The organism is Caballeronia sp. LjRoot29, assembly GCF_964252755.1.
Lineage (GTDB): Bacteria > Pseudomonadota > Gammaproteobacteria > Burkholderiales > Burkholderiaceae > Caballeronia.
In genome coordinates this window covers 164,275-181,531 of the sequence record NZ_CAXUPU020000003.1, presented here as the reverse complement: position 1 = coordinate 181,531, position 17,257 = coordinate 164,275, and the positions used below count along the sequence as shown (strand labels likewise).

Below are 17,257 nucleotides of genomic sequence, written 5' to 3'. Positions count from 1 at the left end.
ATTGACGCGCCCGCAGCTTACGCACGACTCCACGATAACCAATCTTGATTAGTTATCCATATCGCTAAAAAAGCCGGTTAAAACCTTGACGAAACCGCCGTCTCGGCTACAGGTCCTTGACCAGTCGAAGCGCGTCGTAGATTGCCGCATGCGTGTTGCGTGCGGACACCGCATCGCCTATGCGGAAAAGCTGGAAGGCGCCTTCCGGGTTGGACTTGCGTGACTGTTTCGTCCCACCAATAAGATCGTCGTAGTCGAGGGCGCCGAGGTTGCTCGACATCGGCTTCAGTTCGAAATACAAATCGTCCATGGGAATCGTTCCGTGATTCACCACGACCTGATCGTGACGTTGCTCCTTGCGGACGCCGCCATAATCGCTGCCCACGACCGCGACAAGGCCGTTATCGTCACGATGCACCGAAGCGAGCCTGTAGGTCACAGTGAACGTCACGTCCAGCGTCTGAAGCGATCGCATATATGGAACGAGGTTCATGCTCATCACTTCGGGCGAGAACGAGCGATCCGGCGTCATGATCTCGACCTTCCCTCCGGCTTGCGCGATCACCTCGGCAGCTTGCAGCGCTGCATGGTCACCGGCGTCGTCGAAGATCAGGACGTTCGCGCCGGGCTTGACGTCGACGGAGATGATGTCCCATGTCGATACCACCAGCTCGTTTCCTTCGCGCAAAACGTCGGTGCGGGGCATTCCCCCGGTTGCCACGATCACCACATCCGGGTTTTCAGCTTGCACGGTCGCCGACTCCGCCCACGTGTTGAACTTGAACGTCACGCCAAGTCGCTCACATTGGGACATCCGCCAGTCGATGATGCCGATCATCTCCTTGCGCCGCGCGTTCTGCGCGGTCAGGCGGATCTGGCCGCCGGGGTGGTTCGTCGCCTCCAGCACGACGACCTCATGTCCTCGCTCACCGGCCACGCGGGCGGCCTCGAGTCCCGCAGGACCGGCCCCGACAATCACTACTTTGCGCCTGACCGGCGCACGTTTTATGTCGTGCGGCATGGTGGTTTCGCGGCCCGTGGCGGCATTGTGGATACAGTACGCCGCGCCACCCTGATAGATTCGATCGAGACAATAGTTCGCGCCAACGCACGGTCGAATGTCGTCTTCGCGGCGCTCGATAATCTTGCGCACAATGTGCGGGTCTGTCATGTGCGCGCGCGTCATGCCGACCATGTCGATCTTGCCTGACTCGATTGCATGCCGGGCCGTGGGCACGTCCTGGATTCGCGCTGCGTGAAAGGTGGGGAACTCGGTCGCCTTCTTGATCTCACCGGCAAAGTCCAGATGAGGCGCGCTTTTCATGCCCTGGATCGGGATGATGTCGGTCAATCCGGCATCGGTTTCCAGATGCCCACGGATCACATTGAGGAAATCGACAAGGCCGCTGTCCTTCAGCTTCTTCGATATATACAGCCCGTCCTCTTTCGTGAGGCCGCCTTCAATAATCTCGTCGGCGGTGTATCGGATGCCGAGCAGGAAGTCCGGGCCCACTCGCTTGCGCATGGCCGTCAGGACGTCGAAGGTGAATTTCATCCGGTTGTCCAGCGAGCCGCCATAGGGTGCATCGAGCGTATTCGTGAGCGGCGACCAGAACTGATCCATCAGGTGTCCGTAGGCTTCCAGCTCGAGCCCGTCGAGCCCGGCCGCCTTCATTCGCTCCGCGGCGTCCGCATAGTCCTTGATGATGCGCTCGATGTCCCAGTCCTCGAGTTTCTTCGGAAAGGAGCGATGCGCCGGCTCCCGGTTGTGCGAGGGGGACACGGCCGGAAGCCAGTCGCCCTTGTCCCAACGCGTGCGCCGTCCGAGGTGTGTCAACTGGATCATGACCGCTGCGCCGTGCTCGTGGCATTCATCGGCGAGATCCTTCATCCAGTGCACGACCTCGTCCTTGTACGCGAGCACGTTGTTGAAGACCGGTGGGCTGTCCTTCGATACCGCCGCCGAGCCGGCAGTCATGGTGAGCGCGATCCCCGCCTTCGCGCGCTCGACGTGATACGCGCGGTACTGCTCCTTCGGCATGCCGTCCTCCGCGTACGCCGGCTCGTGCGACGTGGTCATGATGCGGTTGCGGAACGTCAGATGTTTGATGGTGTAAGGCTGAAGGAGCGGGTCGTTTGACGACATGGCGTGGCCTTTTGACGATTTTGTTTGGGGGACGCAAACAAGATTATTCACTCCGTACACCTGTGTCAAGTATCTCGACTACAATGAACATTAGACTGCGTGATTGCGGATCTGCGCCAAGTCGGGCTGCGGGGTGCGGGAACAAAACAAAGCGCTTTGACCCGGACCGGCCGACACGCCAAAATGGCGGCGCTTTCGTTTTCGTTGTGGACCTTCGCTCTGCGATCCGGCGATCACTCGTGCTTTAAGGAATTTTTTACCTATGGATCAACCGACTGCCGATGCGGGAAGAGGGTCGCCCGAAGCGTGGCTTGAGGTCGCCTACGACAGCCTGCGCGACGCCGGCGTCGATTCCGTGCGCATCCTCCCGTTGGCCAAGAAGCTGAATCTATCGAGGACCAGCTTCTACTGGTTTTTCAAGGACCGCGAGGAGTTGCTGGCCGCGCTGCTGGAGCGCTGGCGGGCCAAGAACACGGGCAACTGGGTCAAGCAGACCGAGGCCTACGCCGAAACAATCTGCGAAGCGGTGCTGAACGTGTTTGATTGCTGGCTCGACGACCAGATCTTCGATTCGCGGTTTGAAGCCGCTATCCGGAGCTGGGCGCTGCAGTCGCCTGAGATTGCCGGCGAGATCCAGGTGGCGGACCAGCTTCGCCTTGCCGCGCTCACGCAATTATTCGAGCGTTACGAATACGAACCCATCTCCGCCGATGTGCGCGCGAGAGCAATCTACCTGACGCAGATGGGCTATATATCGATGAAAAGCGAGGAGGAGTTGTCGGTGCGCATGATGCGCATTGCCGAGTACGTCGAGGTCTTTACGGGCCGACGGCCGGAAGACCGCGAACTCGACCGGTTTTTCATGCGGCATCACTATCAGGCGGGCTATCAAGCAGGTTGATCGACGCAGTTTTTCCTCTCCTTTCGATTCATTTCCTACGCGGCCATTGACAGGTTTGAATCGTTCGCTAAAATAGCACTCTTGGTTGTATCGGTAGGCCCAGGTGGCGGAATTGGTAGACGCACATGGTTCAGGTCCATGCGCCGCAAGGTGTGGAGGTTCGAGTCCTCTCTTGGGCACCAACAAGTAGTCAGCAAGACAGTTAGCGTAGTAAAAAAAAACCCCGTACGCCTTGAGCCTGCGGGGTTTTGTTTTTGGCGAACCGGAGTCGCCCGATAACGTGCGCGGTTTTTCGTGTGCCGGTTTCGAGGCAACGCCAAGTCCAAGACCAGGCAGCCCCCCCCCTCTCGCATAAAGACACATGCCCTCGATCATCGGTAAGCGCGCAGGCTGAGATATCCGATCAGATCCTGGAACATCGTCGCGATGGTGTCCGCGCGAAGGAGCCGCTCGCCAAGATACATCTCGCCGTTCATAAGTATCTGCAGGACTGCCATGTAATGGCACCGCATGCTGAACGCACCGCCTATAAAAACTCGGGCCGCTCATTGATCTCGAATGGAACCGGCCTAACCGATCCATCGGCTTGCCGGTTGTGCACGGTCGCCGCGCGCGCCGCGGCTGCAAGGTGAAGTCGTCCCGCGTGCTATGTTGGCGATCGACAGAACATCGCCCGACCATGAAATGACTTGGATGCAGCATCTATGAGATCGTCCAGCGAGAATCTCTCTAGCGGAATTAGCGTATTTGCTGCTGTCGTCGATGCGGGCACGTTCGCCGCCGCGTCCGAATTGGTGGGTATGTCGCCACCCGGGGTTAGCCGGGCAATCGCCCGACTCGAAAGGCGGCTGAAAACACGGCTCTTCAATCGGACGACCCGCGCCGTTTCGCTTACTGAAGAAGGCCGACGGTTCTACGAGCAGGTCATGCCGCATCTGAGGGGAATGGAGGAAGCGGCCGCTGCCGCGACAGGTGGCGCGACGACCGTGCGCGGAAGGCTGCGGATCAATCTTGATCCGGTTTTTTCGCGCATCATTCTGGGCCCGAAGCTCGACGAATTCATGGACACGCATCCTGAACTTGAACTCGAGTTCATTGCACGAGATCAGCTCGGTGACCTCGTCGTGGACGGTTTCGATCTGGCCTTGCGATTTGGCGAACCTCGTTCATCCAGTCTGATTGCACGCAAGCTCCTCGATAGCGCGATTGTCACGGTCGCATCGCCCTCTTACCTCGCCCGCCGGGGGCGCCCAACCGAGCCTCAAGAGCTGGAGCGCGAGGGGCACCGATGCCTCGAATTCCGCAACCCGGAAACCGGAAAGCCGTATCCGTGGGAGTTTCATCGCAAGCGCAAAAAGCTGGTCGTCGAAACGAATGGACGACTCACGGTAAATGACCCGAGCGCACTTCTCAACGCGTGTCTGGCCGGTTCCGGCGTCGCGCAGATGCTACTTCTAGGAGCCGAGCACCTGATCCGGGAGGGTCGGCTGGTCAACCTGTTTCCAGACTGGCCGGATGAGCGCTTCCCGCTCTATGCGTACCATCCATCACGGCAACACGTGCCGGCCAAGACAAGGATATTTCTCGACTTTATCGTCGCTTTGACGCGTACGAGTTAGCAAGGCGGCATCGTTCGCCAAGCTCGCGCCCGGGCGTGGCAAGCATCGCAAAGAAGGCCGGTGTAAGATCGCTCCGTTACCAAGACGATGCCATCGATTCCACACTGGATACTGACCATGTACAAGCTGTTATTGGCTGGTGCAGCCGCCCTGACTTTCTCCGTGGGAGCCCTCGCAGCTGCGCCCGATGCTTACAAGGATCCAGTGGACGCTCAGAGCCTGGACACGATTCGATCAAAATTCAGCGAGCTCATACAACTGGCAAATCGCCATGATTTCAAGGCTCTGCATGAGATGTTCTGGCAATCCCCTTCAGCCCTTCTCGTTGCCAAAAGCGCGATTCCATCTGAAGGAAACTGGGCGGGTTTCTGGGGTAACGAAGCGATCGATCAGAAGCTGCACGATATTGGCACGTCCGGCCCGGTCGTCCTCCAGCCGGATTACTCGAAGGTGAAGGTTGTAGGCTTGACGCCGGACGTAGCGCAATCTTATGCGCCAGTGAATATCACGGTTTCCTACGCGGGTCAGGATGGAACGCCAAAGCCCTTTCTAGTGCTAATCAACTGGATAAAAGTCGGTCAGGATTGGAAAGTCGCCTCGGAGATACTCCTGCCCGTACCGCCAGTGCCTAAAGCGAATAGCTAGGCGCCATTGGATGCGTTCAGAGCCAGGGTCTTTTCTTTTTAAATGTTTGAAGCGCTGCGTGTCAGGATCGAACGCCGCGCACTCGCTCATCGACGCAAGATCGACGCCGTGAAATGCGGCGTCGATCGTCAGAAAGACCGACAGCATGGTGAAAGAAAACACCGTATCGCTTTGAGCCTGCGGGATTTTCGTTTTCAAGCATTGCGCGCTTCTCTACTGGAAGGATCCCAGGACATCCAGCCGCGTCGGTTGGATCATTTTCAGCCGCGCGGCACGCCGATCCGGCGAATATCCCGCAACGCTCTCTTTCGGATCGATCGTTCGATCCTTCTGCAAAACCGCTCGTCCGTTTCCCACTCAACGGTGCGGCGCCACAAGCCCGTCGGGCAAGCGCTCCTCCGCGACCTCGGCCAGTGTCATATCTTCGCCACGTAGGGCGGTTACGGTGCTGTACCTACACTAAAAACTCTCCTCCACGATGTCGTCGACGTCCGAGCACGGCCGCGAGAACAACAATGCCGCCGTCAAGGCGACCCAGGTGAGCGTTCTGTTAAACGCTGCCTTGATGACCATGCAGATTGCTGTCGGCTGGCTCGCATACTCGGACGGTTTGCTGGCTGACGGTGTGCATACGCTTGCCGATTTGGCTGCGGACGTGATGGTGCTGGCTGTCTTGCGCCTCAGCGCCACGGCAGCGCACCGGAACGTCAATGACCAGTATGATCGCTACGAAACCATAGGAGCACTACTGATCTCCTTTCTCTTGATCGCAACGGGATTGGAAACCCTCTGGAGCAGTCTCGGACACGCCGTCAATGCAGCGACGACTTCCGGCGTGCACGCGAGCGCGCTGGTCGTCGCGTTGTTTGTGATCGTCGCCAAGGAGGCGCTGTTTCGGTACATCATGTCGGCCGCTAAACGCACCCGTTCCACCATCCTCGTTGCAAGCGCCTGGCATGCGCGATCGGATGCGATCTCGGCGTTGATAGCGGCAGTCGGCATTCTGGGCAGCATGGCCGGACTGGCGATATCGGATCGGCTGGCCGCTGCGGTCATCGGCATCATGATCGCTCGGATGGGCTTCAACCTCGGCTGGAAAGCCTTCAAAGACTCCTTCGCTCGACCCGCCAGCGAGACCGCCGGGCAATAAGGCCACGGGTTACTCTTCTCGCAGTTAGCACGTGCGGGCACTCAATCATATGCGTGTGTCCAAGGCCGCTCGCCACCCGCTATAGACCACCGCAACACTCTGCTGCAATACTTCCCGCTGACGCCCGGCGTGCGCGCCCATGATGACGCTCGCAATCGGGAACAAATCGGGATCGTTTGTACTTAAAAAGGAAAATAACGAAATGAACGGAAACGGATTGAGCGACGTCGAATTCCCCGTGCAAAAACAACTCGAGGCTTACAACGCCCGGGATATCGAAGACTTCATGCAATGGTGGGCCGACGACTGTGAATACTATGAGTTTCCATCACGCTTGTTGGCCAGCGGCTCAGGCGCGATCCGCGAACGGCACGTCGCCCGGTTCAGCGAATCCAATCTTCACGGCGAGCTCGTCAAGCGGATATCCGTTGGCAACCTGGTGGTCGATCAAGAGCGCGTCACGCGCACCTTTCCGGACGGTCCCGGCGAGATCGATGTCATCGCTATCTACGAAATCGAGAATGGGAAAATAGCCAAGGCATGGTTCAAGATGGGCACGCCGAGGCTACATACTGCTTAGACACTCTGCAGATACAAAACACCGCGAGGGCGCCAGACATTCAAGCGCCCTCTCACCCGCTTCAGCCCTTAGTACCGCGTTACTCTTCCCTCATCGGGAATCTTGAATACCGATACCGCGGCCTTCAGGTGACGCGTCTGCTCATGCAGCGACGCAGCCGCCGAGGCCGCCTGCTCCACCAGCGCCGCGTTCTGCTGCGTCATTTCATCCATCTGCACAACCGCCTGATTAACCTGCTCGATGCCCGTGCTTTGCTCGAGCGACGAGGCGCTGATCTCGGCCATCATTTGCGTGAGGCGCGAGATTGACGTCGATACCTCACGCATTGCCTGACCGGCACGTTCCGCGAGCGCCGACCCATCGTTCACTTGCGACACCGATTCGCCAATCAGCTCCTTGATCTCCTTCGCCGATTGCGCGCTGCGTTGCGCAAGCCCGCGCACTTCGCTCGCCACGACCGCGAATCCACGACCCTGCTCACCCGCACGCGCCGCTTCAACAGCCGCATTCAGCGCAAGAATATTGGTCTGGAACGCGATGCCATCAATCACCGCGATGATCTCCGCGATCTTGTCCGAGCTCCTCGCGATACTGCTCATTTTCTCGACCACCTGATCGACCACGCCCGTGCCTCGTGATGTTGCGGTGAGCGCATCGCCTGCAAGGCCGTTTGCGTCACGTGCATGCTCGGCGTTCTGGCGCACGGTCGCGGTCAACTCTTCCATGCTCGATGCAGTCTCTTCCAGCGATGCCGCCTGATTCTCGGTGCGCGCGGACAGATCCGCATTGCCGGTGGCGATTTCATCGGCGCCAAGATTGATTGAGTCCGACGACTCGCGCACCGTCTTTACCGTATGCGCGACGCTTGCCTGCATCGATGCCAAACCGGCGAACAAGCGGCCAATTTCGTTGGTGCCGCGATCAGCAATATGCTCGTCGAGCTTGCCTTCGGCGATCCGTTCGAAGTGACGGCCGGCTTCTTCGAGCGGCGCCACAACACCACGGCGCAACGCGACGTGCACAAACGCGACGCCCGCTGCGAGCAGCACGAAAATCGCCAAGCCAACGCTGCGGAAAAGACCAAGCCGTGCATCGATGGAATCAAGATACGACTGGCTCGCGGCATCGCCGAACCGGGCAAAGTTTTGTTGCTCGGCGAGGTAACGGTCCTGGAACCCCTGGGTCGGCTGATCGAGGAACGCCTGGAGATTGTTGGCGTCGAGGTACTGGGTCAATTCACTCAATGCACCGTGATACGCCTGGTATTTTTCCTGCAATGCGGCCGTGCGCGCCTTGTTTTCATCGCCGGTTTTGGGCGCGTTGACGAAGGCGGTGAACGACTTGTCGGCTTGAGCCAACTGCTCGCGCGCGTGCTGGACAATGTCGACCGGCTCGGTGCCGCCGCGCGCCATGCGGGTGCCGGCGCGCGACAGGTTGATCCGTGCATCCATCAATCGCTGGGTGGTTTCATTGACCTCGTTGACTTGCTTGATCGCGATGTTCGACAGATTACCGACGTCATCGTGAGTGGCGGTCAGCGACCAAAAACCCAGGCCTTCAGTGACGACCTGGAAAAGACAGAACACGACGAGAACGACCAGCAGGCCGGTGGAGACACTCGCTTTTTTAAGCATATTGACGACTCTTCGTAACGTTGAATTCGATATGGCCCTTCAACGTGTCTTAGCGCGTCAAACAATGAATATCTCTCTGCAGCACCCCTCCACCGCGCTCGATCTGGAGAGCACGAGCCGGCCGACGGTGTTATTGCGTGCAGATGGAGAAAGTTATTGCAGGATGATCGTCGAGTGATCTAAGACAGCGTTGAAACCTGACAGGCCGGCCTCTTGTTAACGGCGCCGTCAGCGGATACTTAAGTTCTCTAAAAGAGACCAGTAGACTTTGAGTTGCGCCTGAACCGGCCCTAAAAACATCGCTCCTGACAAGATCTGGCAGAGGTTGCAGATACACTTCTCGTCCAAGCTTGCCCGCAGCAGCGCCTGCAACCCCAGCGAAATTCCAACAAGAAAACGATAACGATGTCGGACACCGAAAACACAGCACTAAAAGAGATCTTCAACGAGCGCCGTTTCCGCGATATGGCGCTCGACGTCAAAGCGGTTTATCCCTCATTCGACACGCGGCGGTTCCTCAAGATCCCGCTAGCCGGGCTCAACGACCTGACCTTGATGCAGCGTCTGCGCCACATGACCCAGGCGCTGCATGCCACCCTTCCTGCGGATTATCGCCAGGCGCTCGAGGTTCTTCGTGCGCTCGCACTGCGTATCGAACCGGGATTCTCCACGCTGGTCCTTCCCGATTACGTTGGCCAATACGGTCTGGACGATTTCGATGTATCGATGGACGCGCTCAAGACTTTCACGGCCCTCGGCTCATCGGAGTTCGCGGTGCGCGAATTCTTGCGCAAGGATTCGAAGCGAGCGCTTGCCGTCATGAAAGTCTGGTCACGCGATGACAGCGATGCCGTGCGGCGCCTCGCAAGCGAGGGAAGCCGTCCGCGCTTGCCATGGTCTTTCCGGCTCGACGCAATCCAGGCAGATCCTTCGCTGGCTGCGCCAATTCTGGAAAACCTGCGCTCGGACACGAGCCTCTATGTTCGCAAGTCGGTCGCCAACCATCTGAACGATGTCACCAAATCACATCCTGAGTGGGTGCTGGACCGGCTCGCGACGTGGCCGATCGAGAACGCTCACACGGCGTGGATCGCAAAGCGTGCCCTGCGCTCGCTGATCAAGGCCGGCAATGCTCGCGCATTGGCGGTGATCGGCGCGGGCGGCGTGCCCGATGTCAAGCTCAGCAAGTTCGCCGTGACGCCACGACAGGTTGCATTGGGCGAGCGCGTGACCTTGTCATTCGACCTTGCGTCGAAGTGCCCGGAAAGCCAGCGGCTTGTGATCGACTACAGAATGCACTATGTGAAGAAATCGGGCGTGACGGCCGCGAAAGTATTCAAGCTCAAGGAGTTGACTCTCGAAGGCGGCCAAAAGGTAGTCATAGAACGCACGCAGAACATCCGCGACTTCACCACGCGCGTGCACTACGCCGGCCGGCACGATGTCGAAATCCTGGTGAACGGGGTATGCCTCGCCAAGGGATATTTCGACCTGAGTTGCTAACCTTGACGTATCAGCGGTCACGCGTCGGCAACCGCGACAAGCGCGTCAACGAGCGCGCGTTCCGGTCGTTGCAACGTCTCAAGATCACGAACACAGATCAGGAGTTGACGCGTAGCCCAAGGGTCGGTCAACTCCACCGTGTGCACGCCGGGCGTCCCTCGATACCGCTTCGCAGCCGTCGCCGGCACGATCCCCAGACCGGCCCCCTGCTCGACCATGCTGCAGATGTTTTCGAAGGTCCGCACCCGCGCGCGAAAGTAGAACTGCTGCCCGGCAAACAACGCCTGCTCCCCGAGATACTCCTGCAGCGCACTGCCCGCGCTCAGCCCGATGAAATCTTCCTCAACCACCTCTTTGAGCGCAACCCGTCGACGCCCGCAGAGCGCATGATCCCGCGCAACGATCAGGACCAGCTTGTCGATGGCGAACGGAAACGTCTGCAATGTCCCGTGCTCGACCGCATCGGAAACAATGCCGATCTCTGCAGAACCATTGAGGACCGCCTTGACCGTCTCGGTGCTCTGCCGCTCCTTCAAGTCGATGTGAACATTCGGATGATGCCGAAGAAATCCTGCGAGCGGGCGAGGCAGGAACTCCGTTGCCGCAGCGGTATTCGCCCACACCCGCACCCGCGTTCTACGCGCCTCGGCGTGCTCCCCCAGTTCGCCCCGCATTCGCGCAATCTGGCCGAGTACCAGGCGCGCGTGGTGCGCCAGCGTATCGCCCGCCGGCGTGGATTCGACACCGCGTCGGCCACGCTCCAGCAGCGGGAGACCCAAAGCCTCTTCCATGCCGCGCAAACGCGCGCTAGCGGACGGCAAGGACATATTCGCCTGAGCCGCACCGTGCGTGATGCTGCCGGTTTCGAGGATGAACAGGAAAAGGCGCAGGTCGATCAGGTCGAAGCGCATGGCTGTGGAATTTTTGGTTGATCAGCCTTAGTTATACCCTAAGGCACAGTACACATCATCCGCATTGTGGCCATAGCGAATCTGGGGAAAATGAGGGCAGACAATTTCCCCGGGAAGCATTGATGACCTCATCTGATACCGTGCGCATCGCTGCCATTACGCTGACCTTCCTGATCGCCGGCACCGTAAAAGGCGTCACGGGCATGGGCCTGCCTACCGTGGCCATGGGGGTGCTCGGAGCGCTCATGCTGCCGGCCGAAGCCGCTGCGCTGCTGATCCTGCCGTCATTCGTCACCAACGTCTGGCAGCTTGTTGCAGGTCCACGCCTGGGCGCGCTCGTCAGGCGCTTCTGGCCGATGATGGCGGGCATTGTGATCGGCACCGTGGCGGCAGCTTCGTTCATTGCCGGCAGCGGCGGAGTCTGGGCTGTGACCGGACTAGGCGCTGCGTTGACGCTCTACGCGGTCTCCGGGTTGATGTCGTGGCACTTCGCCGTGCCGCAACGGCATGAGCGGCGCCTGTCCCCTCTGATTGGTGTGGTGACCGGTCTTGTCACGGGAGGAACCGGCGTTTTTGTCGTGCCGGCCGTGCCTTATCTTCAGGCGCTCGACCTGAGAAAAGAAGATCTCGTTCAGGCGCTCGGACTATCATTTACGGTGTCGACCGTGGCATTGGCGATCGGCCTTGCTCGCGCGAGCGCGTTCACAACAGCCGATCTCACCAGCTCGCTGCTCGCTGTCGTTCCTGCCCTGTTCGGCATGTGGATCGGTCAACTCATACGTGGCCATATCAGCCCCACGACCTTCCGCCGATGGTTCTTCATCTGCATGCTGGCGCTCGGTCTTCAACTGCTGTTACGGCATTTGATTTAAGCGTTGGGCCGGAGGCATGCCACCGGCGTCGACTCTTTGGGAGACCTGAAACAATGCTCTCGCCATTTCTCGAAACACTGGGTGCGCTGGCGGTATTGGCCAGCCTTGCAATCAAGCTTCGCGCGTTTCTTGACCGGAACCGATAGCCCCGGCCAATCGTGCTCTACCACGCCAAATCGTGCGATGAATGCAGCGTCGTCTAGCGCGGCTTTGCAAGCCCGCTCAACAATCGCACCAGCGCGTCTGCTTCATGTTCCGTCGTTCGCCACGACGACACGCTGATCCGGAACGCCGGCCGCCCTTGCCAGACAGTCGCGCCGAACCACGCCTCGCCAGAAGCCTGGACCGCTTCACGGGCAGCGACGGTAAGTTCATCGGTCTGCGCGCGAACCAGGATCTGGTTCAGCGTGACGCGGTTCAGGATCTCGAATCCCTCCCGCTCCAGTCCGTCTGCAATGCGACGCGCCAGTACGCAAAACTGGTCGACCATCGACGCCACGCCTTCACGTCCCAACGACCGCAACGCTGCCCAGACCGGTATGCCGCGAGCCTGTCGCGAGAACTCCAGCGTCAGGTTTTTCTGGGCGTCTCTTGCGCCGCTCAAATACACCGCATCGCTGTTCATTGCAGCGGCGAGCGCCTCGCTATCGCGGCAGATGGCCATCGCGCAGTCATAGGGCGTGTTCAGCGTTTTATGAGCGTCGGTGGTCCAGCTATCGGCCGCTTCTATTCCTTTCGTGAGTCCCACATGCGAAGACGCGCGCGCCCACATGCCGAACGCCGCATCCACATGAACCCATGCGCCCGCGGCTTTGGCCTTCGGGATGAGCACGTCGAAGGGATCGAACTCTCCTGTGTTGACCTCGCCCGCCTGCAAACACAGGATGGTCATGTCATCGAGCGCAGGCAGGCAGTCCGGGTCCACTTGACCATGGTCGTTGACCGGTGCGAACAGTATCTTGTTCATGCCGAAACCAAGCAACCGAAGCGCCTTTTTCACGGTGATATGCACAAGCTCGGACACCACGACCTTGACCTCGGGCGCGCCCATCAATCCGTCGTTGTCGAAGTCCCAGCCCTTGCGTGCGAGCAACGAGCGACGCGCGGCGGCAAGGCTGCTTATCGTGCAAGCCGTCGCACTGGTTCCAAACCCCACGGCACTTTCGCGAGGCAGGTCCAGCACGTCGAGCACCCAGCCGGCAGCGACCCGTTCGAGCGTGGCCGCAACCGGCGAATTGTCGAATGACGATGCGCACTGGTCCCATGCAAGCATCAGCCGTTCTGCAGCGGCAGCAGCGGGCAGAGACGCGCCTATCACGAAGCCAAAGTAACTAGGCCCGTTCGACGCAACCGTGCCGGGCGAGCCGATATCGTCCAGCATGCGCAGCACGTCTTCCGGCGCATACCCGTGTGCCGGCAGCGGCTCCTTGAATGTGGCGAGTGCTTGCAGCGCGGCTTGATCCGGGAACACGCGGCGTGCAGGAATGGATTCGGTGTAGCGACGGGCGCGGTCATCGGCTTCAGTCAGCAGGGTGAGTTCGTTCATGGATTTTTCATCGAAGTAATAAGGGATGCGAAGGGGTGCACCCTTGTGGCCCAAGATGTATTGCGATGTCGACTGCCAGAATACCAGTGCACGAAGGCTTCTGCTGGCATCGGGCAAGCGGACTCCCGTACGCGCCGCAGGTTAGACGAAATATTGGGTTGGCGTCACGCCGAAGGTCCGGCGAAACATCGCGATGAACGCGCTGACGTTTTCGTAGCCAAGGTCGAGCGCAATGGTCGTGACGGCCACGCCCGATGCAAGCATCTCCAACGCCCGCATCAAACGTGCGCGCTGACGCCATTCCGAAAAGCTGAACCCGGTCTCATCGATAAACCGCCGGGTCAAGGTTCGCGTCGCCACGCCGCCCCAGGCGGCCCACTCCTCCAGCCGGCGGTTATCGGCGAGATCGTCTGCCAGCGCGCGAGCGATCCGGAGCACGCGCGCATCGCGTGGCATGGGCAAGCCAAAGGCTTCACGCGGCGACGAGCGAATTTCATCGAGGATGACACCGGCCACGCGCATTTGCGCCGCGTCCAGCGTGGCGTCCTGCCAGGTTGCCGCGCGGCTAACGGCCTCGCGTAACAGGCCGGATGTGCGGATCGTGCAGGGCTCGATCGGGAGATCTATACAGGCGTTCTCGCTGACGTACACGCTCCATCCTGAGAACGCGCCATGTGAACGAACCGAATGCGGCAGGTTGGGCGGAAGCCAGACCGCGTGGATCGCAGGCACGACCCATTGGCTGTCATCGGTTCCAACCGACAGCAACCCGCGAACCGCACCGAAGATCTGACCACGGGCGTGGCGATGAGATCCGGTGACGCGCGCAGCATCGCCGGACAGCTCGACGGCCAAGAGCACCGGGCCGTCGGCTAATTCAGTTTTTACAGGATCAAGAAGCGGAGCGGACATGACCGGGAAACCCTCTGGAACGGCTCTTATACCGCAACGCCCGGTCTCCGCACAATACGTCGTGTACTTCTCCTTTCTACTACCTCTGCCAGGGAGCGCCCAGCGCCGACGCCACCTTCCCATACTGCTGCGACGCTTTTCGCACGATGGCGATATCGATCTCCCCGTCGTCGGCCAGTGCTTTCAGCGCTGCAATCACAATGGACGCGCGATCCACCTCGAAGAACTCGCGCAGCGCCTGACGCGTGTCGCTGCGACCGAAGCCGTCGGTGCCGAGCGTCACGTAGCGACGCGGCACGTAAGCGCGGATCAGTTCGGGCACGGCGCGAACATAGTCCGTTGCCGCGATCACCGGGCCGCGCGATGCAGACAACATGGTGCTCACATACGGCGCCGGAGCCGTCTCGCCGAGACGCGCAAGCCGTTCAGACGCCATGCCTTCGCGCTGCAATTCGGTGAAGCTCGTCACGCTCCATACCGATGCCTCAATGCCCCAATCGTCGCGCAACATTTTCTGCGCCGCGATGACCTCGACGAGTATCGCGCCGGCGCCGAGCAACTGCACCTGCGCCGTCGCGTCCGGTGCCGTCGCGAGCGGATACATGCCTTTGAGGATGCCCTCGCGCAGGGTCTCGAGGTCGCCGCCGGGCACCGATGGCTGCGCGTAATTCTCGTTCATCACCGTGACGTAATAGAACACGTCGCGTTGGCGCTCGACCATCTCGCGCATGCCTTCGTCGACGATAGCCGCGAGCTCATAAGCAAACGCGGGATCGTAGGCGCGGCAGTTCGGTATCGTCGATGCCACCAGGTGGCTGCTGCCATCCTGATGCTGCAGCCCTTCGCCGCCAAGCGTGGTCTTGCCCGCAGTCGCACCGATCAGGAACCCGCGTGCGCGCTGGTCCGCCGCGGCCCAGATGATGTCGCCAATGCGCTGAAAACCGAACATCGAGTAATAGATGTAGAACGGCAGCATGGGCAGATCGTGCACGCTGTACGACGTCGCGGCGGCGATCCATGACGACATTGCGCCGGCTTCGGAAATGCCCTCTTCGAGAATTTGTCCTTTGGTATCCTCACGGTAATACAGCATGGAGCCAAGATCCTCCGGCTCGTACAACTGCCCGAGCGGCGAATAGATGCCGACCTGCCGGAACATGTTCGCCATGCCGAACGTACGCGCTTCATCGGCAACCACGGGCACCACGCGGGACCCAAGCGTTGCGTCCTTCATCAGCGTACCGAACATGCGCACGATCGCCATGGTGGTCGACATTTCCTTGCCTGCCGCGTCGATGGCGAACTGGCCCCAGGTTGTCATCGGCGGGACGATCAGCCCCTTCGACGCTACTCTCCGCCTTCTGGGCAGATAGCCTCCAAGACCTGCGCGTCGTGCGTGCAGGTACTGCATCTCCGGACTGTCTTCCGCAGGTTTGTAGAACTTGACCGCTTCGACATCGGCGTCCGACAGCGGCAGGCGAAAACGATCGCGGAACGCCTTCAGGTCATCGAAGCCAAGCTTCTTTTGCTGGTGCGTCGTCATCCTGCCCTGACCCGATGTACCCATGCCGAAGCCTTTCATCGTCTTGGCAAGGATCACGGTTGGCTGGCCTCGATGACCCAGCGCCTTCGCGTAAGCCGCGTGCAGTTTGCGCACATCGTGGCCGCCACGGCGCAAGCCGTCGATATCTTCATCGCTCAGATGCGAAGCCAACGCGGCAAGCTCCGGATTCTGGCCGAAGAAGCGCTCGCGGTTATAACCGCCATCGTTGGCCGAGAAGGTCTGGAACTGGCCATCGACCGTATGTGCGAATGCACGCAGCAACGCGTTCGTCTGATCGCGTGCGAAGAGTGCGTCCCAGTCGGAACCCCACAGGACCTTGATCACGTTCCAGCCCGCGCCAATGAACTGCGCTTCAAGCTCGTCGATAATGCGGCCGTTGCTGCGTACCGGACCATCGAGCCGCTGCAGATTGCAGTTGATGACGAACACCAGGTTGTCGAGTTGTTCGCGCGCAGCGAGGGATAACGCGCCAATCGATTCCGGCTCGTCCATCTCGCCATCGCCAAAGAAGCCCCACACCTTGCGGTCCTGCGTCTTCGCAAGGCCGCGGTTTTGCAGGTAACGCATGAAGCGCGCTTGATAGATCGAGTTGATCGGACCGATGCCCATCGAGCCCGTGGGGAACTGCCAGAAGTCCGGCATGAGCCACGGATGCGGATACGAACACAGTCCGGGTCCTGCTATCTCCTGCCGGTAATGCTCCAGATGTTCTTCGCTAAGAAAGCCTTCGAGGTACGCGCGGGCATACACACCCGGCGATGAATGCGGCTGGAAATAGACAAGATCGCCACCCGTGCCCACGCCCGCATCCGGTGCAGCCGCGCGGAAGAAATGATTGAAGCCCACTTCGAAGAGATCGGCCGCCGAGGCATAACTCGCTATGTGACCGCCAAGCTCGCCGTAAGCCTTGTTGGCGCGCACGACCATCGCGAGCGCATTCCAGCGCAACGCGGCGGCGAGCCTTTCCTCGATCTCCAGGTTGCCCGGATAACGCGGCTGCTCTGCAACAGGAATGGTGTTGATATAGGGCGTGACACGCGCTCTCGACGACTCGATACCCAACGACAGCGCATGCTCGGCGAGGCGGTCATAAAGATATTGCGCGCGATCCCGGCCAACGTGTTCGGTGACTGCATCCAGCGCCTCCAGCCATTCAGCGGTCTCCTCGGGGTCGGTGTCTTCGCGGCCTCGGGATATCGACAGAATCTGTTCGCTTCCGCTGGATAAATCAGTCATGGCACGGCTCCGCATTGAATGGGGGGATAGCGTTGGCA

General features: G+C 60.0%; 15 protein-coding genes and 1 tRNA gene. 9 read left to right on the top strand and 7 right to left on the bottom strand.

The features are described from left to right. Positions 1-106: 106 nt before the first annotated feature. Entirely contained in the window at positions 107-2,146 is a 2,040-nt protein-coding gene (locus tag ACSQ83_RS04885; RefSeq protein ID WP_436227384.1) for an FAD-dependent oxidoreductase, read from the bottom strand. A 262-nt stretch (positions 2,147-2,408) separates the two neighbouring features. On the opposite strand from ACSQ83_RS04885, the gene ACSQ83_RS04880 reads away from it, so the two are divergent. Together ACSQ83_RS04880 and ACSQ83_RS04875 are read left to right on the top strand one after the other, a co-directional pair. Further along, positions 2,409-3,047, top strand: a complete 639-nt coding sequence (locus tag ACSQ83_RS04880) for a TetR/AcrR family transcriptional regulator (protein WP_414953927.1) — start codon at positions 2,409-2,411, stop codon at positions 3,045-3,047. Between the two features lie 97 nt (positions 3,048-3,144). Beyond that, positions 3,145-3,229, top strand: a tRNA-Leu gene (locus ACSQ83_RS04875). A 189-nt stretch (positions 3,230-3,418) separates the two neighbouring features. Here the strand turns inward: ACSQ83_RS04875 and ACSQ83_RS04870 are convergent. Then, positions 3,419-3,544 (bottom strand): hypothetical protein, encoded by a 126-nt coding sequence (locus ACSQ83_RS04870; RefSeq protein ID WP_436227383.1) that lies wholly within the window; start codon positions 3,542-3,544, stop codon positions 3,419-3,421. Between the two features lie 207 nt (positions 3,545-3,751). Here ACSQ83_RS04870 and ACSQ83_RS04865 point away from each other — a divergent pair, with 207 nt between their 5' ends. The 5 genes from ACSQ83_RS04865 to ACSQ83_RS04845 all read left to right on the top strand — a co-directional run bounded on the left by ACSQ83_RS04865 (position 3,752) and on the right by ACSQ83_RS04845 (position 7,041). After that, entirely contained in the window at positions 3,752-4,666 is a 915-nt protein-coding gene (locus ACSQ83_RS04865) for a LysR substrate-binding domain-containing protein (protein WP_436227382.1), read from the top strand. A gap of 117 nt (positions 4,667-4,783) precedes the next feature. Then, positions 4,784-5,311 carry a hypothetical protein gene (locus ACSQ83_RS04860; RefSeq protein WP_414953929.1) on the top strand — a complete coding sequence of 176 codons (528 nt, stop codon included), beginning with the start codon at positions 4,784-4,786 and terminating at the stop codon, positions 5,309-5,311. A gap of 42 nt (positions 5,312-5,353) precedes the next feature. Beyond that, positions 5,354-5,746, top strand: a complete 393-nt coding sequence (locus ACSQ83_RS04855) for a hypothetical protein (RefSeq protein WP_436227381.1) — start codon at positions 5,354-5,356, stop codon at positions 5,744-5,746. 43 nt (positions 5,747-5,789) lie between these two features. Further along, on the top strand, positions 5,790-6,461 hold the full coding sequence (locus ACSQ83_RS04850) for a cation diffusion facilitator family transporter (RefSeq protein WP_436227380.1): 672 nt from the start codon (positions 5,790-5,792) through the stop codon (positions 6,459-6,461). Between the two features lie 139 nt (positions 6,462-6,600). Then, positions 6,601-7,041 carry a nuclear transport factor 2 family protein gene (locus ACSQ83_RS04845; protein ID WP_436227379.1) on the top strand — a complete coding sequence of 147 codons (441 nt, stop codon included), beginning with the start codon at positions 6,601-6,603 and terminating at the stop codon, positions 7,039-7,041. Between the two features lie 68 nt (positions 7,042-7,109). Here ACSQ83_RS04845 and ACSQ83_RS04840 read toward each other — a convergent pair whose 3' ends face one another. Further along, complete coding sequence (locus tag ACSQ83_RS04840) at positions 7,110-8,675, bottom strand: methyl-accepting chemotaxis protein (RefSeq protein WP_436227378.1); 1,566 nt, start codon at positions 8,673-8,675, stop codon at positions 7,110-7,112. Positions 8,676-9,080: 405 nt separating this feature from the next. On the opposite strand from ACSQ83_RS04840, the gene ACSQ83_RS04835 reads away from it, so the two are divergent. Continuing rightward, the gene (locus tag ACSQ83_RS04835; protein ID WP_436227377.1) at positions 9,081-10,178 is read left to right on the top strand and encodes a DNA alkylation repair protein; all 1,098 of its coding nucleotides are present in this window, start codon (positions 9,081-9,083) and stop codon (positions 10,176-10,178) included. A gap of 17 nt (positions 10,179-10,195) precedes the next feature. On the opposite strand, the gene ACSQ83_RS04830 is transcribed toward ACSQ83_RS04835, so the two are convergent. Beyond that, positions 10,196-11,089: a LysR family transcriptional regulator gene (locus tag ACSQ83_RS04830; protein WP_436227376.1), complete on the bottom strand. Its 894-nt coding sequence runs from the start codon at positions 11,087-11,089 to the stop codon at positions 10,196-10,198. Between the two features lie 122 nt (positions 11,090-11,211). Here ACSQ83_RS04830 and ACSQ83_RS04825 point away from each other — a divergent pair, with 122 nt between their 5' ends. Further along, positions 11,212-11,961 carry a sulfite exporter TauE/SafE family protein gene (locus ACSQ83_RS04825; RefSeq protein WP_436227375.1) on the top strand — a complete coding sequence of 250 codons (750 nt, stop codon included), beginning with the start codon at positions 11,212-11,214 and terminating at the stop codon, positions 11,959-11,961. A gap of 199 nt (positions 11,962-12,160) precedes the next feature. On the opposite strand, the gene ACSQ83_RS04820 is transcribed toward ACSQ83_RS04825, so the two are convergent. From ACSQ83_RS04820 to mdeB, 3 genes are all read right to left on the bottom strand, one after another. Then, positions 12,161-13,507 carry a pyridoxal phosphate-dependent decarboxylase family protein gene (locus ACSQ83_RS04820; RefSeq protein WP_436227374.1) on the bottom strand — a complete coding sequence of 449 codons (1,347 nt, stop codon included), beginning with the start codon at positions 13,505-13,507 and terminating at the stop codon, positions 12,161-12,163. 141 nt (positions 13,508-13,648) lie between these two features. After that, entirely contained in the window at positions 13,649-14,419 is a 771-nt protein-coding gene (locus ACSQ83_RS04815; RefSeq protein ID WP_436227373.1) for an AraC family transcriptional regulator, read from the bottom strand. Between the two features lie 79 nt (positions 14,420-14,498). After that, entirely contained in the window at positions 14,499-17,219 is a 2,721-nt protein-coding gene (mdeB, locus tag ACSQ83_RS04810) for an alpha-ketoglutarate dehydrogenase (RefSeq protein WP_436227372.1), read from the bottom strand. Positions 17,220-17,257 lie beyond the last annotated feature (38 nt).